Raw genomic sequence first — 18,637 nt, forward strand, 5'->3', positions numbered from 1 at the left:
GCATGGCCTATCCCGAGTATGAATCCATCTTCGGGTCCAACGCGCTTTTCAAGGCTTACTGGCACAACGACGTTTAGCTGGGTTTTTCAACGGTATCGGTCCAAAGCCGACATTCTGACGTCTACTTGCCTCTGAGCATCGGTCACGCTGCCTATTAGGCGCTTTTGACACCGATCTCATTTCGTGGGCTGAGACCGCGCGGTTAGTTTATTTCCGTCCGGATCCCGAAGATAGGCGACGAAGGATCCGTTCGGACGCTCTGCGGGCGGGCTTTCGATTGCTGTGCCACCATGCTTGGTGCCGGCGACATGCCACGCTAAAACATGGTCCTGGCTTGCGGCGGCGATACCGATCGTTCCACCATTGGCTACGGTCGCCGGCTTACCGTCGATCGGTTTCGTGATCATCAAGCGACCACCCTCGTGGGCATAGATCAGCCTGCCTCTCGCATCCATCTCGCCGGGCTTGCCTCCTAATGCCGCAAACGTGGCGTCGTAGAAGGTTCTGGCCCGCTCCAAGTCGTTGCTGCCGATCATGACGTGGGTGAACATGCTTCATCTCCTGTAGGACATCCCGATGGCCCACCTTGATGGGTCTAATCTGGTGGTGGGTCAGTCCTGTCACTTATTTATCGGACTTTTGCGACGTTCGCAGAATAGGGCGTTTTGCGCTGACCGCAATGTCCGGTGCTGGCGCGAGGCGGCCAAGACACCTCGAGGCTACCCACTGTTGACGAGACAACGCTCCCCAGCGTCGTTAAAGGCATGACTGCCCTGTATCGGAAGCCTCAGGGCCCGATTTCAGAAGTACGAATCTTAGTACCGGTATCGCGCACGATATGGAGGTCGCGGATCATTTCGGCGGCATGCAAAAGCCCATGGTGCCACTCTTCATTTGGCACCCGCGTGGCTCCCGCTGAAACAGTGCGGATGTAAATCAGTGCATCTTTGCCCGGCACCGGAACGATGCCGAGTTCGTGCCTAAGCTCCCGGATTGTATTCACCGATCTGTCAAGCATGCGGCTGACCTCATGCGGTGACAACTTCTCGACCTCATTTGCGGCCCGCACCAGCTCGGCAATAAAGTCGGTTGTGGTGCTCACAGTGTCCCTTGAATCTCGAGAATTCGTCGCGGTAAAGTTGCGCGGAGGTCAGGCCTTGTCAAGCCGCATTGTCCCGCTGATCCTCGCCCCGGGTCGGTTGGCGCCGGACGAAACTCCCGATTTTTTGAGCCAGTTGGAAGCGCCGGACGAGTTGGTTAAATCTTTTCAGACCGCCGATCTGGCATGACGCTATGATGGCCCGTCAGCCATCAAGGCTGGTTCTCCTGCAAGTTTAAGGGAATCGAGGCGGTGAAGGTGTCTATGGTGTCATCAAGCGTTGCGCCGCTCTTCGTCCACGTCGGTGCGCTGACCAATGTCGTTGGCCACATCGGCATGGTGACTATCCCGCAGGTCTCGCCAGCTTGGTCGTCGACTGCGAGCTGCAGTGTGCCTGACGGAATGCTGTCCGGAGCAAGGTAAAGGCCGACCTTGTGAAAATGTATGCCTGATCGATCTGCTACTGCCGCCAACAGATTCGGGGCGGCCTCATCCGCCTGCATGTCCTGTGCGTTGATCCAGTAGTAGGACTGTTCGATCTCAGGATAGTCGAGCAGCGTATCCAGGATTTCGCGCATGCGCTCAAGCTGCAAGCTTAGGTCACGCGATTTCTTGCCGCCACCGTCGAAGCGCTCGTCATAACAGCGGATGCTGACGTGCCTTACAAAATTGTCCAAGGCGATCGCGTCACTACCGCTGATGGTCAGAGTTCCAGCCTTCGGGCTCGGTTCGTCGTCATAGGTTTCTTCAAGAGAAATCGCATTTGCCATTGTCATTCTCCTTGCGATCTGGCGCCATCGCGGGCACCGAGTTCCTCCAGGACGCTCCTGGCATCCCAGATCATCCTCAGGAATGCTTCGGACTTGCGGGTGGCACCGTCACCCTGCCGCTCGTCAAACACATCTTCTCCAAGGAATGCGACGAGGTCCTTGAATATCTTCGCATCACGCTCGGTCATCGTGTATTCGGTCGTCTGCACGGCACACGTCTCCGTTCCGCCACTTGAAGGCGGTCGTCTTTGTCAGATTTTCAGTAAGCTGAGGCCGAGTGGCCCAGTTTGTTCTATGAATGTTCTCATTTTGAGGAAGAGTCAAGCCGGAGCCTTGTCGAATTGAACTAGCGCGGCCGTGACCCCATTTACCAGCGAGAGCATTGGCAACGCCCGGCTAACTCGAACCAACTGAGGTTCCGGGGTGAGGCCTATCAGCCGTTTCAACTATCGGAGTTCGGACAATGGCAACGGCATCTGCCTATTACAGCCACGATGATACCTTCGACCGTAATCGCCGTCTCCGGCGAATGGCCGCGGTCGCAACCCTCATGGATACTGCGGTTACAATCCCCTTCACCCGCATCCGATTTGGAGCGGACTCGGTACTAGGATTGGCCCCGGGACTGGGCGACGCAGCGGGGGCGGCTATCAGCTTGGTGCTCGTCAACGAGGCAAGGCGACTTGGATTGCCAAAGGAGAAGCTGCTGGGCATGTTGCTCAACGTTGGCATCGACACATTCGGTGGCAGCGTGCCGATCCTCGGCGACTTGTTCGACGTGTATTTCAAGGCAAACAAACGCAACGTCGATATCGTACTCGACCATTTCGGGATGACGCGCGATGACCTTGCCAGAACTCGTATTTGAATTCGCCATGCCTGGGTTGAAGCTGCGAGGCATCAGCGGCGCAGTGAAGGTTGCCCTCAGACGAAATGCCGCGCAAAAAGAGCCACAGTCCTGGGCGAAGCTCGTGCTCAGACCACAGTCGCTATATGGAAGTTAAGCAAGATGGAATTGATGTTCGCTCCTGAGTTGACGGTTTGTGGAATTGAGGAACTGCCGGCACAGAGCTCACGCCAAGTAACCCACGTTCTTTCGATCATCGACCCTGACCGCGCTGAGCTCACCGCTTTCGCGGCATACGGTAATCACGTCCGCACGACGCTTCGTTTTCACGACATCATCAGCCCCGTAGCGGGCCAACTCATGCCCACGCCTGAGCATGTCGAAGCGATCCTGGATTTCGGACGCGCCTTCCATGACCGGCAGGATCAGAATGCTCCGAGCCATATACTCGTCCATTGCCATATGGGAGTGTCTCGTTCGACAGCAGCGATGATGACCCTGATGGCGCAGGCCAATCCAGACGCCTCCGCCGAAGCACTTTTCGAGCGTCTCGCCATCATGCGGCCGCAGGCATGGCCGAACTCCCAAATGATTGCCTTCGCTGACGAGCAACTCGATCGACAAGGCGCGCTTGGCAAAGAGCTGGCGCGCCATTATGGGCGACAGCTCAAAAGCAAGCCCGAGTTTAGGGATTGGATGGTTTCACTTGGCCGCGAGGCCGAGGTCGAGATAGCTACTTTATAAGGGGTGAGCCGAGCGTCCGCAGGCAGCGGCGAAAGGCGTCTTTGGGTGCCCCGGCCAGTTTCATAATTAAGCGGTATGCGACAGCATTTGAAGGCGCCGTGGGTTCAAATCCTGTCAAGACCACAATGACTTTATAAGGCGCGAATGCCGCGATGCGAAAGTCGGCGAACGAGATCGTCTCCCGGAGGATCCACGGCCGATCGGGCAGTTAACTTTCAAGAATGACTACCGCTTTGTGGAATTGTCTCAGACCCCCTGCAACCATCGTGTCGTCACACGGCCCATTGGACGCTCGAGATGCGCAGCCTATTTGGGATCTTCATAAGTATAGAGCGCACACATTTCGTCATTGCTTCTCGGTGCCCGTTTGCCATTGAAGACGGTGATCGCCGTTGAACCCGATCCGTCGGCCCATGACGCAACAAAGGTGACGTCGCCGGCACCACAGAGTTGATTGCCATTTTGCAATTCGGGATCGCCAGGTTCTTTGACACGATAGACCGATGCCGGCACGTTCCGACCATCGACGCTGAAGTGGTCAGCAACGAGATCGGAAAATTCGAGCGATTCTCCGTTTTCGAACTTGATGCTGAAATCGTCCAGCCAGACATCGCCGGTGACGCTCATGGCTGTATTGCTCGTCGCTGTGTAATGATCAGCCTGCTGGGCGAGTGCTCCAGACGTTGAGAGGATCGTCAGGACGCTGGAAAGGATAAAACTGCGCAATTCCAGATCCCGTGAAAACGACGTGTGGGTTGGCCGGCCCCATACATCGCATCTTTTCTCCGGAACGCAGAGGCTCATTTTGAGGTGCTTTCAGGCATTCGCGCACGTAGTTCATAATGCCCCTGGCCGGCGCCTGAAGAGCTTGTGGGTGCAAGAAGGCTGCGAGAAATCTCTAGATAGGACCGCCAAAGGTGCCATATCATTGCTACCGATTTCCCGTTGCCACCGTTCCTGCTGCGTCCGGCGTGCGCGGAACAAATATCGTATCGACCAAGTTATTAGCGAGGTTATCTGCACGAGGCTCGCTGAGCACATGAAAGTCCTGATTGTCGAAGATGAAGGCATCATTGCCGAGCATTTAAGGATGATCGCGATCGATACCGGGTTCACGCCGCTTGGCCCCGCGTCGACCATGGAGCAGGCCATGGCCTATGGACCAAAAGCTGAAATCGCCTTGATCGATGTCGGTCTCGTCGATGGCAGTAGCGGGCTACAGCTCGCACGCAGATTGATCGATCGCCACTATACGACCGTGATCTTCGTCACAGGCGCCCCGCAAATCTTGAAAGATGGCTTCGCGGGTGCATTGGGCGTAATAGCAAAGCCATTCCTCGATGCTGAAGTCACCGAGATCCTGGAGCGAGCCAGGCATATGCGGCTGGCACGCGGTCAAGCCATTGTCGATTGAATGGGCTCTATAGCCTTGGTAGCCGCGATGCTACAAACGAAGGCTAAGATCTACACGCGACCGTTCAAAACGCCTGGTAAAGATCCCAGACGACTGTCCATGGCCCAAAACGGTTTGGCGAGAGATTCGCCGACATGAACAAGGCTTGATCTCCGACCGGGATTTCGCCGTGGACCGTCTCCTCCGACAGGTTCGCCGTCAGTTGAAGTGTTGCTTGGCCGAAATGCCAGCGCACGCGAAGGAGGGGGCTTGCTTGATCGCAGACCGCGCAGTGCCCGCATGCGTGCCGAAGGAGCGGCACGATCATTTGATGCCGAAGGCTTATCAGACGTTGACAGTAGTTACTGAGCTCGCTGCATTGCACAGCCTTGTCCCAACGCAATTTCGCGCTGAGAAACGTGGCCTCGTCGGTCGGATCGGGCGCGTCCTCCGCATCGAAGCCCGGCAGGCGCGATAGTTCTTGTCTGCGGCCAAGCCTGACCTTGCTGTTGAGACTTTCGTTGAGATCGCAGAAGAAGGGAAAAGGCTCCGAGGAACCCCACTCCTCACCCATGAAGAGCATCGGGGTTTGCGGTGAGAGCAGGTAGACAGCCGCGATCGCTTTGGTGGCTTCGATCGGATGGGAAGCGATCATGCGGTCGCCCATTGCCCTGTTGCCGATCTGATCGTGGTTCTGCATGAAAGAGATAAAGGCGGTGGGTGGCAGGTCTGCGCTTGGCTTCCCCCTGGATCGCCCGGTATATGCCATTTGTTCTCCCTGGAACGCGAACCCTTCGGCGAGCGCCCGGCCAAGGCAGGACCTGTAATCGGTATAGTCCCCGTAGTAGCCAAAGGTTTCGCCGGTCGCCGCTACGTGGAGACCGTGATGGATGTCGTCATTCCACTGTGCGGTGAAGTGGCGCGGCGCGCCGCTTGGCTCGCGAGCCAGAAGATCCGAATTATTGTCTTCATTCTCAAGGATCAGATGAATGTGGCGCTCAGGCACCGCCAGTCTGACGCTGTCCGCCAATTCATGGAGGATGTGCCGATCGCTATCGTCCTTGATGGCGTGAACGGCATCGAGCCGCAGGCCGTCCATGCGAAACTCGCTCAACCAATAGATTGCGTTCTGAACGACAAAATCGCGAACGAAACGACTGTCCTCGCCATCGTAGTTCAGGCCATACCCCCACGGGGTCTTGTGCCGATCGCTGAAAATCGGAGCATAGGCCGGCAATTCGTTTCCGTCCGGCCCGAAATGATTATAGACGACATCGAGAAAGATGCAGATCCCACGCGCATGGGCGGCATCGACAAGCCTCTTCAGATCCACCGGGCGACCATAGCTGCTGTCGGGCGCATAGGGCAGAACGCCATCATAGCCCCAGCCGTAGCGGCCCGGAAAATCGCTGAGCGGCATGAGTTGAATGGCGGTAATGCCAAGCTTCTGCAGATGATCGAGCTTTTCGATCGTCGACAGAAATGTGCCGGCCTGTGTAAACGCTCCGACATGGAGTTCGTAGATGACGATCTCCTCCCAGGGGCGGCCGTTCCAATCCTGCATCTGCCAGTTAAACTCCGGATCAATGAGTTCGCTCGGTCCATGAACGTCATGGGGCTGGAAGCGCGACGCAGGGTCGGGTACCTCAAGACCATCTGCCAAAATAAATTTATAGAGATCGCCCGGCCGCGCGTCGGCGATCTCCGCGACATGCCAGCCCTGCTCACTCGGCTGCATCTCCCATTCTCCGCGGTGCTCTATGCGAACGCTCACCCTCTCGGCGAGCGGTGCCCACAGACGAAATATGACGGTGTCATCGTTGATGTTCGGCCCGAATGCGAAGCTGGCTTGCATGTCACCCCGTCCATTTCTCATTCAACGGTCTGAGCATGCCCAACGCACTTTATCGGCAACTGTTCCTCAGGCTGGAACAGATCTCTTTCGGCTTCGTTGATGAGAGCCGGCCTGTTGCAAGGGGAAGTCATGCCAGTTCCAACCTCCACCTACCGCCTGCAATTTCGTGGCGACATGACATTCGAGCGGGCGACGGAGTTGGTGCCCTATCTGAAGGATCTCGGTATCAGTCACGTCTACGCTTCGCCGATCTTCACCGCCACGAAGGGATCGACACATGGCTATGACGTGACCGATGCAAACGAGATCGACCCGGTGCTGGGTGGGCGAAGAGGTTTCGATACATTCATGACTGCCTTGCAGCAGGCAGGACTTGGCTTGATCGTCGATATCGTGCCCAACCATATGGCCGCATCGCTGGAGAACCCCTGGTGGCGCGACGTGCTGCGACTGGGACCGAAGAGCGCCTATGCCGAGCATTTCGATATCGATTGGAGCCGCAGGCTGACACTGCCTCAACTGGGAAAGCCGCTTGAGGAGGCTTTGGCAGCCGGTGAGTTTGAGATTCTTTGCGATCCGGACGACGGCCTGATGCAGGTCGCCTATTTCGATAATCGATTTCCCCTTTCGGATGAAAGCGTCTGGGACGTGTTGGCGCAGACAGCGGCGGATGCGCGGCTATTGCAGGCCTTCTCGAGAGACGCCGCCAGAATGAAAACACTGCTCGAAAAGCAGCACTGGCAATTGCTTCACTGGAGGGATGCTGCCGACAATCTGAGCTATCGCCGCTTCTTTGAGGTCGTTGGGCTGGTCGGTATGCGGGTAGAAGACAAGCGCGTTTTCGAAGAGACGCATCGGTTGACAATAGAGCTGGTTCGCTCCGGTCAGGTGCAGGGATTGCGGGTTGACCATATCGATGGGTTGGCCGATCCGGGAACCTATCTCGAACGTCTCCGCAAAGCCGTCGGCCCGGATATTTTTATCGTCGTCGAGAAAATCTTAGGAACTGGCGAGGTATTGTCGGCAGATTGGCCCGTCTCCGGCACGACCGGTTATGAGTTCATCTCCGCAATGGCCGACCTCTTCGTTGCGGAAGACGGGCTGCATAAAATCGATGCGACATACAGGCCCATCGGCGAGGAGCATGCCGATTTTGCGATGGGGTTGCGCCGTGCAAAGTTGTTGATGGTCGAACGTAATTTTGCCGGCGAGGTGGGGCGTTTGACGGAGCTGGCCCGGTTGATTTTCCCGGATTTCAGCGAGGAGGACATGTCAGCGACAATTCGGGAGTTGCTGGTCGCCTTTCCGGTCTATCGCACCTACGGCTGCGGCGGACCACTATCGCCCGAAGATGAAGCGGTATTGTGCGACGCTATCAGCGATGCGCAAACCAGGTTGTCGACCACCTTTGATTTGGGCGCGATAGCCACGCTGCTGCGAGGGGACGTTGAGGGTGACGCGGCATTTGAATTCCGAACCCGGTTTCAGCAACTGAGCGGCCCGGTCATGGCAAAGGCCGTCGAGGACACGCTCTTTTATAGGTATAACCGCCTGATCGCGTCGAACGAGGTGGGAGGCGACCCCGCTGCCGTGCCCGGAGGTGTCGCCGCCTTCCACCAATTCATGGCGGATCGGCTTCAACGGCAGCCTGAGGGACTGTCCGCGACCGCGACCCATGACACCAAACGCGGAGAGGATGCGCGTGCACGCCTCTACAGCCTTACGCAGCATCCCGAGATCTGGACGGCGGGTGTCGAGCGCTGGCGAGCGATGAATGCTGGCTTTCGATCCGAACTCGCCGATGGGGCAGCCCCGGGACCCAATGTCGAATGGATGCTGTATCAGGCGCTTGCCGGCATCTGGCCGAAGCATGACGGACATGTGGGTGGCGGCGATCTGGGGGATCGGTTTAAAGCCTACGCTTTGAAGGCGATGCGCGAGGCGAAATTGCGCACGGACTGGATGGATGAGAATCCGGTCTACGAAAAGGCGGTCCAGAATTATGCGCAGCGGCTGCTTTCCCCCGAAAACGCGAAATTCCTGGGGGACTTCGAGCAGACCCTGCGCCCATTCATCGAGATCGGCTATCTGAATAGCCTGTCACAACTGCTGATCAAGCTGACAGCTCCCGGCATTCCCGACATCTATCAAGGCAGCGAGGGCCTTGATTTCAGCATGGTCGACCCGGATAATCGCAGGCCGGTCGTCTACGAGCAGGCAGACACGCCGAACGAGGCTTGGGCCGCCGCCCTCAAGCGAAGGATCATACGCAACGTGCTGCTCCACCGTAGAGATCATCCCAGGCTCTTTCTTGAAGGCGGCTATGTGCCGCTTGAGATCATAGGAGCCCGCGCGAGCAATCTTGTAGCCTTCGCACGAACTCTCAAGGGGGAGATTGCCGTGACGGTGGTGCCGCGTCTCGTTGAGGTCGCCAGTTTCGGTTCGGACTTCTGGAGGGATACTGCCGTCGTCATGCCGCTAAAGCTTGACCAGCAAATGCATGACCTTCTGACGGGTAACCAACTGCCCATGACCGCCGTTCTGGCGGCACAATTGTTTGCCGATCATCCCGTGGCTTTCCTGGTCGGATCCAATTGAGCGTTCGGCATTAAGTAAACATCGCATCGATCCTTGGTGACAAGCCATTGAAGGTATCGCCGAGTTGCCTATAGTGCGGCGTCAGGAAAACCAGCGCCACTCAATTCTGGTTGGACAGTCGCTCTTCAACGGAAACGCCCGCGGTCGCCACATCGAAACAGCCTGCAAAATTACAGCGTAATGGATCCCAGCAGAATGCCACTTCTCGCACCTTTCCATCGCTTTCCGCGTTTGCTCGCGCTGGCTGGCATCCTTTTCGCCCTCAATGCATGTGCCGGACGCCCCGGGCCTGATGTTCTCAAGGTCGTCTCGACAAAGGACGTGAGGACCAAAGAGATTACGATCTATGCAGCGACGACCCGGGCAAAGGACAAGAAAAACGACAACGGGTTTTCGACGGGACGCGCGGAGGATCTGAATTACGCAAAATATACGATATCGATCCCGCCGGACCACAAGGCTTCAACGATCGAGTGGCCTAAGGGTAAGCCGAATGCGAAAACTGATTTCGTTGTCACCTCCGACAGCACGCTGACGGCGCCCGCCTTTAACAAGGATGTGACCGCTCAACAGGGGAGGCGACGGCCCGTCGGCATATTTGTGCATGGATATAACTACACATTTCAGGAGTCGCTTTTCAGGCTGGCGCAGATGGCAGCCGATGCGAACATCGATGCTGTCCCGGTTCTATTCGCCTGGCCGTCCCAAGGCGCCTTGACAGGCTACATCGCGGATCGCGAATCCGTGCTCTATTCCCGAGATTATCTCGCCTCGCTTCTGGTCTCCCTCTCGACTGATCAGGCGAACGGCGACCTCATCCTGTTTGGGCACAGCATGGGCGGCTTTTTGATCATGGAGACGGCACGGCAACTCAAACTCGAAGGACGAGATGACGTTTTGTCGCGGCTGAGCATCGTGCTCGCCGCACCGGACATCGACGCCGATGTCTTTCGAAAACAGATGGACGTGATCGGAAAAATGAAGATCCCGCTCACCCTGCTGGTTTCCAAAGACGACCGCGCGCTTGCCGCCTCCAGCTTTCTGGACGCCGATCATCCTAGGGTAGGCCGCCTGGATATCGATGACCCTCAAATCAGGGAGACTGCGGTAAAATATGGGATCAAGGTCGTCGACATCACCTCGGTCAAGGGAACGGACGGACTTGGTCACGATCGCTTTGTGAGCCTAGCGAAACTCTACCCGCAACTGGCATCGCTGGATGGCCCCCAAGCGAGCCGGTCGCCGGCCCAGGTCGGAGCTTTCATTTTCGACGCAGCGGGAGCTACGGTCGCCAGCCCCTTCCGATTGGTCAGCAAGGTCGTCAGCCCGCAATAGGTGCACTCCGTGGCTTCGATATGGGTGCTGCGGAGGCGAGCCTCTGCTACGCGTCGGGTGGAATGTGGGAATCGACGCCCATCGTACGCAGATTGTTGCGAACCTCGAGAACGCCCGCCACCGACAGAACAAGCGTTTCAATGTGCCGCGCCAGCCGCACTGTGTCGACACTGCCTTCCAAGGTAACGATGCCGTTTTCGGCCTTGACGTCGATGCTGTCGGCATCGACATCATTCACCTCCGCAAGGCGTTCGGTGATCACAGCCTCCAGCTGATCGCTGTCAATGCGGTCTGGCGAAAGTGGGTTTGCGGTATGGGCGGTGTCTTCTTCGGCGCCAATCTCATCCGTCGCATCGATGATGAAACTGGAGTTGGGCTCTTCATCGAAGTTTGCTGTGGTGTCACCATACGCTGCGTTCTCGGGATTGGACGAGGCTTTGGCATCCTCATCCGCATATGGCCATCCTTCGCGCTCGTCACGATCTTCGTAGTCGCGATAGTCTTCTTCTCGCGAGAGTGGCTTCGGGTTACGGGGCTGTTTCATCTCGATCCCTTTTCTTGCTGAGCCTCGGAGAAGGCATGCCCTCTCCGAGGCTCGGAAATCATCCAGTCACAGACCGGCGCGAGGTTGGCGTAGCAAGGCCACCTGTGATGATCAGATCTTCTTCCTCATCGCGTTGGGATCCGCCGAGGGCGGCTGCAGCCGAGGCGATGAATGCGCCGATGAGCAGTGACAAGGCACCAAGTAGTGCTGTGGTCGCGGCCGATTTGCGTGCATCGTCTGCGACTTTCTGGGCAGCGACCTTGGCGTCATCGATACGCTTCAAGACGGTGTCCACACGTGCTTTTGCTTCGTCAGCGGACAATCCCGTCCGAGCTGCAACAACAGAGGCAAGGTAGGCCTTGTCTTCGTCGGGAATCTGTCCCTGAACGGCGCCGTTCAGCAAGATGCCGGAGATCTCGGCAATGGCGGCGTTGTCATCGCTCGCAGCGCGCTGCTGGCTTTTACCGGGACGCAGCAAAGCGTCGGTAAAATAGGATACCGAGAGGTTTCCATTCGAAGAGACAGAAGATGTGGCGGTGGCAGCCGTTGCTGCTGCTGCACCGACCGCCCGGGTGCCGGTGGTGGCAAGCGAGGTCAGCGACAGGGCAATAAAGCCGGCGACAAACAAGGTAGCCAGAGCCCAGCTTATGAACCCGTGAGCGGTGTCCCTGAAGAATACTTCGTCGGTGTGTACCGCGGCCCATTTCGTGCGAAGCCGACCGGTGAGATAGCCTCCGAACGCCGAAGAAAGCCACTGGACGATGACGAGCCATATCGCCGAGGAGATTGCCAGCGATCCGATCGATGCGCTTTGGCCCTGCCAGGGCGAGACCATGGTTAGTCCGACGCCGCTACCGAGTAGAAGCAGAATGAGGCTGATGCCCGTCGCGGCAACCGCGCCGCCGATGATCGGCCCCCATGTGAGGGCAGACTGCGAGGATTCAACGGGGATTGCACCCGGTGCATCTGAAATTGACATTGTCGTCCCCTATCGCATGAAGATAACGAGGAGGATGACGATCGGGAGTGGAATACCCAGTAGCCAAAGAAGAATGCCGCGACCCATGACTGTAAACTCCTCTAAAGATTTTGATTTCCTTCGTATCAGCAACGCGGGCGGTAACTGCTTGTTCCATGGGGGAAACGATTGATCATCACCGTCGTCCCGCCGGCTTTCGGCTTGCGATCACCGCATATCCATAGCGACCGGCCCGCAGCGGATAAGAGCGCGAGATCGCAGCAATGTAAGACATGGATTACGGAGATGCGCGTGGTGTTGAAGACAAGATAGCCGGGCGGCTGATCCGCCCCGCTTCAAGGAGCCAGCATTCGCGGAGAAGCTATGGAGTTCGGCTGACTTTACTTTTCTTGCCAGAGCTGGACTTTTTGGCCTTCGCTTCAATTGCTAAGGCCTCATCGGCCTCCTTTTCAGTTGCTTCATGCTGATCTTCGGCTTTCTGCCAGTGATCGAGGTGGCGCCCTTCCGGCCGTCCTTCTTGCTCCCAGATTCGATAGGCTCGCTCGCGGTGATTTTCTTCGCTGCTGTCCATTGAATTTGCTCCTTGTTTTCCGGATGTGGATTCCATCGTGCCGGGATCGAAAGCAGGTTTTGATTTGAGAGCGTGAAGCGCGTCTGGCACCTTGAGAGGCTACGTTCGTAAGACCTCTATCGATGCGGCATGTCTTTCGTCAGCTCGTTGAAAGAGGGTGATCGACGTTTTGCTTTCATGAGCAAATCGAGTTCGATCGCCGACGGACCGAAGCGGGTGAAGAGATCTTCGGCGGTGCCGTCATCGAGGCGGTATTTCTTCTGAAACTCCACCAGCGAATAGGGAGAACCCCTTACCAGGCGGCGGCGCTCAACGGTCTGTCGTCTTTCCATCCCAAAATCTCCTCAATGTTTCGATCAGCCAAATCGCCGCGGCGACTGAAAGTTCCATCAAGGTCAAAATACAACCACACGCCACGGATCATTGGAGCCGATCCGTCCTCTAAATTTCTGCAGTCTCATGGTTGTTCGGCTGTCGAGAGCTTTCTGGAACAAACAGGCATGTCGCGCTGTTCACTGACACCGCGACCGACACAATGTCCCAGTCCCGGCTTCTGCTGGGAGGCAGTCATGAGCGGCTATCAGATGGACGACAAAAGTGCCGTCGTGGAACCTTCAAAGCCACGCATCCTGGAAATCCTCGGGCCAGGCCTGGTCACCGGCGCCTCGGATGACGATCCGAGCGGCATCGCGACCTACTCGCAGGCCGGAGCGCAGTTCGGCTACGCCGCGAGCTGGACCTTGATACTGACCTATCCCTTGATGGTAGCGGTGCAGATGATCAGCGCGCGAATTGGGAGGACGACCGGGCGAGGGCTCGCGGGCAGCATGGCGAAGTGCTATCCGGCCTGGGTCGGAATGGCTGTCACCGTGCCTCTTCTGATTGCCAATATCATCAATCTTGGCGCTGACCTCGGGGCAATGGGAGATGCGGCACATCTGCTGATCAACGGCAACTCGCTGATCTATGTCGCCGCGTTCGGTGTCATATGCATCCTTTTGCAGGTGCTTCTCAAATACAAACGTTATGTCGCGGTGCTGAAGTGGCTGAGCCTAGCGTTGCTGTCCTACGTTGCGACGCTGTTTGTCGTCCATGTCGATTGGACGGGCTTCACGCGCGGGCTCCTGCTGCCAACATTCAAGGCGGACGCGAATTACTGGTCGATGATCGTCGCAATCTTCTGAACGACCATCAGTCCTTATCTCTTCTTTTGGCAGGCTTCTCAGGAAGCAGAGGACTTGAAGGAAAAGCCGAAAGAGGAAGCATTGATCGAGCACCCAGAGGAAGCGAAGAAGGCGAATACGCGGATCACTCTGGACACGCTCATCGGCATGGCCGCATCCAATGTGGTAGCACTTGCGATCATCACCACGACTGCCGCCACGCTCAACAAGTCGGGTTCGACCAATATCGAGAGTTCCGTCGATGCAGCAAAGGCGATCGAACCGCTTGCCGGGCACTTCGCCAAGATCATCTTCGCAACAGGCATCATCGGAACAGGGTTGCTGGCGGTGCCGGTTCTCGCGGGCTCGGCGGCATATGCCATCGGCGAGGCGGCCCGTTGGAAAGTCGGGCTGTCGCGTGAGCCGAGCGAGGCGAAGGCGTTCTATACGACGGTCGGGCTCGCGACCGTTGTCGGAATGTTGTTGAACTTCACACCCATCCCGCCGATGAAGGCGCTGTTCTGGAGTGCCGTGATCAACGGCGTGGTCGCTGTTCCCGTCATGGTCATTTTGATGCTGATCGCCTCCAATCAAAAGGTCATGAAGCAATTTGTCATCGGCAAGGGCTTGAGTGTACTCGGCTGGGCGTCCTGCCTTGCCATGTCTGCCGCGGTCGTCGGCATGGCGGTGACGGCTTTTTTCTGAAAGTTGCGACCGCAAGGCGTTCAAAATTCGCCGGATCAAGGAGGCAGAAATGTTCGATGGGTTCGAGCTTGCCATGATTGATGTGGGACAGGGGTCCCTTCGCGTGCGATATGGAGGCTCTGGTCTGCCGCTGCTGTTGCTCCACGGTCATCCACGCACGCATATGACATGGGGCGCCGTTGCCGATTTGCTGTCACCGCACTTCACCGTGGTCTGTCCGGATCTGAGGGGTTTTGGTAAATCCTTCCAGCCCGCGGATGAAGAAGATAGTCGTGGCTCGTCAAAGCGCGCCAAAGCGAACGACTGTCTCAACCTCATGAAGGCGCTCGGGCACGACAGGTTCGCGGTTGCCGGCCATGACCGTGGCAGCTATGTGGCCTTTCGGCTGGCGATGGATTGCCCTGATATCGTCCAGAAGGTCGCTGTCATCGACAGCATTCCCATCGTCGAACATCTCGACAGGATGGACTGGAAATTCGGCCGCGATTGGTATCACTGGTTTTTCTTCATGCAGCCGGAGAAGCCCGAGCGGGCGATCAATGCAAAGCCGCTCGCTTGGTACGACAAGATTGTTCCAGACAGAATGGGGCACGACGCCTATGTCGATCTTCTTGCCGCGATCCATGATCCCGACGTCGTCCACGGAATGATCGAGGATTATCGGGCCGGGCTCACCGTCGACCGGCAGCACGAACTGGAGGACCGGGCGGCGGATAGAAAAATCACCTGTCCCTTGCTTTGCCTTTGGTCGACCCGCGACGATCTGGAAGTGTTGTTCGGCGACCCGTTGGCAATATGGTGCTCCTGGGCGACTGACGTTTGTGGCCACGGCATCGAAAGCGGGCATCACGTCGCTGAGGAGAACCCGATAGCACTTTGCGAGGCGCTGCTGCGTTTCTTTCGAGGGCCTTGAGCGGGGTCGGTGTTCGTCACCTCGGTATTGAATGATTTGCCTCGAATAAGCTCGGCACGGAACCTGCGCATCCTGGCGGAGTTATCGGGTGCATGGACCAAGTGATCTCTAAAGTGGATGTTGCGGCCGTTGCTGCTGAAGCGGCATTGTCGTCGGGGCTTATCTATATTTCCAGCCTTGAAAACGGCATCACCCGGAAGCAGGGAAGGACCGGGTTTCGTTACTACATGCCGGATGGAAGCCGGATTACAAGCATTGCAGAGATAGCCCGTCTGAATGCTTTGGCCATCCCGCCTGCCTATATCGATGTCGTCATCTCGACAAATCCTCGCTCCCATCTTCAGGCGATCGGTAGGGATGCGCGCGGCCGCAGGCAACATCGCTACCATCCGGACTGGCATTCGGAGCGTGGGCGCGCCAAATTCGATCAGCTCGCCGAGTTCGCCGATCGTCTTCCTGGCATTCGCGAGAGGGTCGACGCCGATCTGCGCTCTCGTGGGCTGAGCATGAACAAGGCTTTGGCGACCATAGTTTGGATGCTGGACAATCTGTATATCCGGGTCGGCAACGCCGCCTATGCCGAACAGAACAGATCCTTTGGCCTTACCACCCTTAGGAATCGTCACGTTCATGTCGAGGGAGGGCGCGTCAAATTCCGTTTCAAGGGAAAATCCGGCAAGGAGTGGAATCTCGTTCATAGCGACCGGCGGATTGCCAGGGTTGTCCGGCAATTGCAGGAGCTGCCCGGACAACAGCTTTTCAAATATGTTTGTGACGAGGGAGGCTGTCGTCAGATCTCGTCGCAGGACGTGAATGCCTATATTCGCGAGGCGTCCGGAGGCGTATTCACCTCGCGTCAGTTCAGAACATGGGGCGCTACCTGCATGGCGGCGGCGCTTCTCGCGCCGCTTGATGTCGAACCATCGGAAAGAGCCATTGCGCGCCAGATCAACGACGCGATCGATATTGTTGCCTCAAGGCTCGGCAACACGCGCGCAGTGTGCAGATCGTCCTATATCCATCCGGCGGTCTTTGAGGATTTCAGAGGCGGGAGGCTCGGCGAAGTTTCGAAAATCCGAACACGCAGCGAGCGCCTTCTTCAATGGATGGATCCGGAGGAAATCGGTGTCGAGCGCTGGCTTAAACGGCGCGCGTCGATCGATAAGGGGAACATTCCCGGGCGGTCGAGGTTTAACCCTGGTTAGACATGGGAAAAACGACGATGGCGATGAAGAGCAGCAGGCTAGCAAGGCATCCCTCTGATCCAGGCGATAATCGCAATGTGCATGCGCTCGATCAAGCAGCTGGCGGCTCGGGAGACATTACGGGAGAGCGAGCCTCTTCAACGACGGGTCGCCCCGAGCACGGCACCGACGACGCGCGCTGCGAAGATTCAACTGAATGCACCGTGGAACGCAAGAAAACAGCCGACGAAATCTTTGTCCGGATCCGCCAGTTGAGGACGGCCTCTCACACGGACGACGCCGGCAAGTTCGCGATGTCCTTGAGCCGTACTACCGGCGGCTCCGAACCGAAGCAGGAGAGGACGGATGCGGAAATCCGCGCCGATATTGAGAGCAGGCTCAAGGCAGATCAGTTGTTGGACGACACAGGCATTTTCGTGGTGGTCAGTCGCGGTCGTGTCGTCATCGAAGGATCGGTCGAAAATCATGAGGCCAAGCAACGCGCCGAAGCCATCTCCCGGCAAGGAGACGGCATTGGCGGGCACGACAGCAATCTTGTCGTCCGCAGATTGTCATAGGCAGAAAGCACCATGCGAGCCATGATGCTTATCATTTTCGGCGTGCTGGTGGCTTCCATCCTGGCCATTCTCGTCATCAAGCCGTTTAGCTCCTCGGATGGCCGCGACCCCGGTGCCGTCACGCACGGCCCAATCGAGCAACCGGCGCCAAAACCCTGATACGCGATCGCAGTCTCAGCGTTCACGCTCATTGAGGTCGATCTGACCTTTCTCGGCCAGAATCGGCAGAGCAATGTAATGTTGAGTCTCGTTCACCTCCTGCACCGTGACCAGTGTCCCGCCGCGTTCGAGGGCGGCGGCATAGGCGGCACGCTGTTCTTCATGAAAGAAGATCCCCGTCAATGCGTCGAGAAATCCGAGATTGTCGATAGGGTCCGTGTTGGGGCGATTGCCGGGTGTCATGGTGATGGTATCCCTCGGTATGCCGGCATCTATCAGCCCCTGGACCGCCGCCTCGGCGTCATATTCGTCATCGAAAAATGCGGTCAGCGCGTACGAGCCGATCTTGCCTTCGCTGCTCATGACATTTCCTCCATTCATACGATCTATCAGACATAACGAAGACCGCAGCGGAGGGTTCCCGAAATGGGGGATCGCGGCGAGAGGGAACAAATAGAACCGCTATCAGTTCGTGTTTGGATAAATCCGAAACCAGTGCGAGCCTCCCCCATGCTCGAAAAGTTTCCTTCTGCCGGTGCTGGTCCTTCGCTTGCCTACGAGCATGCAGATGCCGCCGCGCTCGACGAATTACGATATCAGGCGCAACCCTGTATGCGCTGCGATCTCTATCGCAATGCGACCCATCTCGTCTTTGGCGAGGGCCCGGAGACGGCGGATGTCGTGCTTGTCGGCGAGCAACCTGGCGATAAGGAGGATCTGGTCGGCCGGCCCTTCATCGGGCCAGCGGGCCACCTTCTGGATCAATGCCTGCAAGAGGTCGGTATCGACCGCGATCGTTGCTACATCACCAATGCGGTCAAGCATTTCAAATACCAGCTTCGTGGCAAGAAACGGCTGCATGCGAGACCGAATGCTGGAGAGGTACAACGTTGTGCCTGGTGGCTGGGAGCCGAACTTGAGCTGTTGCGGCCGAAGCTGGTCGTGGCGCTCGGGGCAACGGCCGTGTCCTCGTTACTCGGCTCGAAGATCAAGGTCATGCGCGATCGTGGCCGCATTATTCACCCTTCGGGAAAGTTCGATGTTCTCGTCACAATCCATCCCTCTGCGCTTTTGCGGATCCGAGAGTCCGAAGAGAGGGAAAAGAGCCGACTTACGTTCATCAAGGATCTGAAAAAGATCCGAAGTTTTCTGCGGCATTGACCGGTCTCATCGATCCAAATTTTTCGCAACCGAATCCGG

At 57.3% G+C, this 18,637-nt stretch carries 21 protein-coding genes and 1 pseudogene; 11 read left to right on the top strand and 11 right to left on the bottom strand.

What is annotated here, in order from left to right; genetic code table 11:
* Positions 1–176 precede the first annotated feature (176 nt).
* From A6U86_RS24065 to A6U86_RS24085, 4 genes are all read right to left on the bottom strand, one after another.
* Positions 177–551, bottom strand: a complete 375-nt coding sequence (locus tag A6U86_RS24065; protein ID WP_068396236.1) for a VOC family protein — start codon at positions 549–551, stop codon at positions 177–179.
* Positions 552–787: 236 nt separating this feature from the next.
* A complete protein-coding gene (locus A6U86_RS24070) occupies positions 788–1,102 on the bottom strand; it encodes a hypothetical protein (RefSeq protein ID WP_068396240.1) in 315 nt (104 codons plus the stop codon).
* A 209-nt stretch (positions 1,103–1,311) separates the two neighbouring features.
* Positions 1,312–1,869, bottom strand: coding sequence for a hypothetical protein (locus tag A6U86_RS24080; RefSeq protein ID WP_068396246.1), 558 nt, complete (start codon positions 1,867–1,869; stop codon positions 1,312–1,314).
* A gap of 2 nt (positions 1,870–1,871) precedes the next feature.
* Complete coding sequence (locus A6U86_RS24085; protein ID WP_068396249.1) at positions 1,872–2,078, bottom strand: hypothetical protein; 207 nt, start codon at positions 2,076–2,078, stop codon at positions 1,872–1,874.
* Positions 2,079–2,332: 254 nt separating this feature from the next.
* Here A6U86_RS24085 and A6U86_RS24090 point away from each other — a divergent pair, with 254 nt between their 5' ends.
* Together A6U86_RS24090 and A6U86_RS24095 are read left to right on the top strand one after the other, a co-directional pair.
* Complete coding sequence (locus A6U86_RS24090; protein ID WP_068396252.1) at positions 2,333–2,737, top strand: DUF4112 domain-containing protein; 405 nt, start codon at positions 2,333–2,335, stop codon at positions 2,735–2,737.
* A 141-nt stretch (positions 2,738–2,878) separates the two neighbouring features.
* Positions 2,879–3,460: a tyrosine phosphatase family protein gene (locus tag A6U86_RS24095; RefSeq protein WP_068396255.1), complete on the top strand. Its 582-nt coding sequence runs from the start codon at positions 2,879–2,881 to the stop codon at positions 3,458–3,460.
* A 306-nt stretch (positions 3,461–3,766) separates the two neighbouring features.
* On the opposite strand, the gene A6U86_RS24100 is transcribed toward A6U86_RS24095, so the two are convergent.
* Positions 3,767–4,087, bottom strand: a complete 321-nt coding sequence (locus A6U86_RS24100; protein ID WP_068396257.1) for a hypothetical protein — start codon at positions 4,085–4,087, stop codon at positions 3,767–3,769.
* 412 nt (positions 4,088–4,499) lie between these two features.
* Here A6U86_RS24100 and A6U86_RS24105 point away from each other — a divergent pair, with 412 nt between their 5' ends.
* Positions 4,500–4,874, top strand: a complete 375-nt coding sequence (locus A6U86_RS24105; protein ID WP_068396259.1) for a response regulator — start codon at positions 4,500–4,502, stop codon at positions 4,872–4,874.
* A 64-nt stretch (positions 4,875–4,938) separates the two neighbouring features.
* Here A6U86_RS24105 and treZ read toward each other — a convergent pair whose 3' ends face one another.
* Entirely contained in the window at positions 4,939–6,708 is a 1,770-nt protein-coding gene (gene treZ / locus A6U86_RS24110) for a malto-oligosyltrehalose trehalohydrolase (protein ID WP_068396260.1), read from the bottom strand.
* Between the two features lie 129 nt (positions 6,709–6,837).
* On the opposite strand from treZ, the gene treY reads away from it, so the two are divergent.
* Together treY and A6U86_RS24120 are read left to right on the top strand one after the other, a co-directional pair.
* Positions 6,838–9,306 (top strand): malto-oligosyltrehalose synthase, encoded by a 2,469-nt coding sequence (treY, locus tag A6U86_RS24115; RefSeq protein ID WP_068396261.1) that lies wholly within the window; start codon positions 6,838–6,840, stop codon positions 9,304–9,306.
* Positions 9,307–9,501: 195 nt separating this feature from the next.
* A complete protein-coding gene (locus A6U86_RS24120) occupies positions 9,502–10,641 on the top strand; it encodes an alpha/beta hydrolase (protein WP_068396264.1) in 1,140 nt (379 codons plus the stop codon).
* 46 nt (positions 10,642–10,687) lie between these two features.
* On the opposite strand, the gene A6U86_RS24125 is transcribed toward A6U86_RS24120, so the two are convergent.
* The 4 genes from A6U86_RS24125 to A6U86_RS24135 all read right to left on the bottom strand — a co-directional run bounded on the left by A6U86_RS24125 (position 10,688) and on the right by A6U86_RS24135 (position 13,067).
* Positions 10,688–11,185 carry a BON domain-containing protein gene (locus A6U86_RS24125; RefSeq protein ID WP_068396267.1) on the bottom strand — a complete coding sequence of 166 codons (498 nt, stop codon included), beginning with the start codon at positions 11,183–11,185 and terminating at the stop codon, positions 10,688–10,690.
* Between the two features lie 58 nt (positions 11,186–11,243).
* On the bottom strand, positions 11,244–12,164 hold the full coding sequence (locus A6U86_RS24130; RefSeq protein ID WP_068396270.1) for a hypothetical protein: 921 nt from the start codon (positions 12,162–12,164) through the stop codon (positions 11,244–11,246).
* 361 nt (positions 12,165–12,525) lie between these two features.
* Positions 12,526–12,735, bottom strand: coding sequence for a DUF2934 domain-containing protein (locus tag A6U86_RS34880; RefSeq protein WP_083196977.1), 210 nt, complete (start codon positions 12,733–12,735; stop codon positions 12,526–12,528).
* Positions 12,736–12,851: 116 nt separating this feature from the next.
* A complete protein-coding gene (locus A6U86_RS24135) occupies positions 12,852–13,067 on the bottom strand; it encodes a hypothetical protein (RefSeq protein ID WP_068396272.1) in 216 nt (71 codons plus the stop codon).
* A gap of 252 nt (positions 13,068–13,319) precedes the next feature.
* On the opposite strand from A6U86_RS24135, the pseudogene A6U86_RS24140 reads away from it, so the two are divergent.
* The 5 genes and pseudogenes from A6U86_RS24140 to A6U86_RS36055 all read left to right on the top strand — a co-directional run bounded on the left by A6U86_RS24140 (position 13,320) and on the right by A6U86_RS36055 (position 17,437).
* A pseudogene (locus tag A6U86_RS24140) lies at positions 13,320–14,603 on the top strand (NRAMP family divalent metal transporter).
* Between the two features lie 49 nt (positions 14,604–14,652).
* Positions 14,653–15,516, top strand: coding sequence for an alpha/beta fold hydrolase (locus A6U86_RS24145; RefSeq protein WP_068396273.1), 864 nt, complete (start codon positions 14,653–14,655; stop codon positions 15,514–15,516).
* A gap of 92 nt (positions 15,517–15,608) precedes the next feature.
* Complete coding sequence (locus A6U86_RS24150; protein WP_068396274.1) at positions 15,609–16,721, top strand: DNA topoisomerase IB; 1,113 nt, start codon at positions 15,609–15,611, stop codon at positions 16,719–16,721.
* 17 nt (positions 16,722–16,738) lie between these two features.
* A complete protein-coding gene (locus A6U86_RS24155) occupies positions 16,739–17,278 on the top strand; it encodes a BON domain-containing protein (RefSeq protein WP_083196979.1) in 540 nt (179 codons plus the stop codon).
* Between the two features lie 24 nt (positions 17,279–17,302).
* Positions 17,303–17,437 carry a hypothetical protein gene (locus A6U86_RS36055; protein ID WP_267553096.1) on the top strand — a complete coding sequence of 45 codons (135 nt, stop codon included), beginning with the start codon at positions 17,303–17,305 and terminating at the stop codon, positions 17,435–17,437.
* 15 nt (positions 17,438–17,452) lie between these two features.
* On the opposite strand, the gene A6U86_RS24160 is transcribed toward A6U86_RS36055, so the two are convergent.
* A complete protein-coding gene (locus A6U86_RS24160) occupies positions 17,453–17,800 on the bottom strand; it encodes a hypothetical protein (protein ID WP_068396280.1) in 348 nt (115 codons plus the stop codon).
* 147 nt (positions 17,801–17,947) lie between these two features.
* Here A6U86_RS24160 and A6U86_RS24165 point away from each other — a divergent pair, with 147 nt between their 5' ends.
* On the top strand, positions 17,948–18,598 hold the full coding sequence (locus A6U86_RS24165) for a UdgX family uracil-DNA binding protein (protein ID WP_068396285.1): 651 nt from the start codon (positions 17,948–17,950) through the stop codon (positions 18,596–18,598).
* Positions 18,599–18,637 lie beyond the last annotated feature (39 nt).

The organism is Rhizobium sp. AC27/96, assembly GCF_001692325.1.
GTDB lineage: Bacteria > Pseudomonadota > Alphaproteobacteria > Rhizobiales > Rhizobiaceae > Rhizobium.

What these genes read in the sequence shown, in the direction of transcription:
- A6U86_RS24150 (WP_068396274.1), top strand. Translation starts at nt 15,609, where the DNA reads ATGGACCAAGTGATCTCTAAAGTGGATGTTGCGGCCGTTGCTGCTGAA.
- A6U86_RS24100 (WP_068396257.1), bottom strand. Translation starts at nt 4,087, where the DNA reads ATGAGCGTCACCGGCGATGTCTGGCTGGACGATTTCAGCATCAAGTTC.
- A6U86_RS24165 (WP_068396285.1), top strand. Translation starts at nt 17,948, where the DNA reads ATGCTCGAAAAGTTTCCTTCTGCCGGTGCTGGTCCTTCGCTTGCCTAC.
- A6U86_RS24105 (WP_068396259.1), top strand. Translation starts at nt 4,500, where the DNA reads ATGAAAGTCCTGATTGTCGAAGATGAAGGCATCATTGCCGAGCATTTA.
- A6U86_RS24145 (WP_068396273.1), top strand. Translation starts at nt 14,653, where the DNA reads ATGTTCGATGGGTTCGAGCTTGCCATGATTGATGTGGGACAGGGGTCC.
- A6U86_RS24090 (WP_068396252.1), top strand. Translation starts at nt 2,333, where the DNA reads ATGGCAACGGCATCTGCCTATTACAGCCACGATGATACCTTCGACCGT.
- A6U86_RS24130 (WP_068396270.1), bottom strand. Translation starts at nt 12,164, where the DNA reads ATGTCAATTTCAGATGCACCGGGTGCAATCCCCGTTGAATCCTCGCAG.
- A6U86_RS24135 (WP_068396272.1), bottom strand. Translation starts at nt 13,067, where the DNA reads ATGGAAAGACGACAGACCGTTGAGCGCCGCCGCCTGGTAAGGGGTTCT.
- A6U86_RS24095 (WP_068396255.1), top strand. Translation starts at nt 2,879, where the DNA reads ATGGAATTGATGTTCGCTCCTGAGTTGACGGTTTGTGGAATTGAGGAA.
- A6U86_RS24120 (WP_068396264.1), top strand. Translation starts at nt 9,502, where the DNA reads ATGCCACTTCTCGCACCTTTCCATCGCTTTCCGCGTTTGCTCGCGCTG.
- A6U86_RS24160 (WP_068396280.1), bottom strand. Translation starts at nt 17,800, where the DNA reads ATGAGCAGCGAAGGCAAGATCGGCTCGTACGCGCTGACCGCATTTTTC.
- treY (WP_068396261.1), top strand. Translation starts at nt 6,838, where the DNA reads ATGCCAGTTCCAACCTCCACCTACCGCCTGCAATTTCGTGGCGACATG.
- A6U86_RS36055 (WP_267553096.1), top strand. Translation starts at nt 17,303, where the DNA reads ATGCTTATCATTTTCGGCGTGCTGGTGGCTTCCATCCTGGCCATTCTC.
- A6U86_RS24125 (WP_068396267.1), bottom strand. Translation starts at nt 11,185, where the DNA reads ATGAAACAGCCCCGTAACCCGAAGCCACTCTCGCGAGAAGAAGACTAT.
- treZ (WP_068396260.1), bottom strand. Translation starts at nt 6,708, where the DNA reads ATGCAAGCCAGCTTCGCATTCGGGCCGAACATCAACGATGACACCGTC.
- A6U86_RS24080 (WP_068396246.1), bottom strand. Translation starts at nt 1,869, where the DNA reads ATGGCAAATGCGATTTCTCTTGAAGAAACCTATGACGACGAACCGAGC.
- A6U86_RS34880 (WP_083196977.1), bottom strand. Translation starts at nt 12,735, where the DNA reads ATGGACAGCAGCGAAGAAAATCACCGCGAGCGAGCCTATCGAATCTGG.
- A6U86_RS24065 (WP_068396236.1), bottom strand. Translation starts at nt 551, where the DNA reads ATGTTCACCCACGTCATGATCGGCAGCAACGACTTGGAGCGGGCCAGA.
- A6U86_RS24155 (WP_083196979.1), top strand. Translation starts at nt 16,739, where the DNA reads ATGGCGATGAAGAGCAGCAGGCTAGCAAGGCATCCCTCTGATCCAGGC.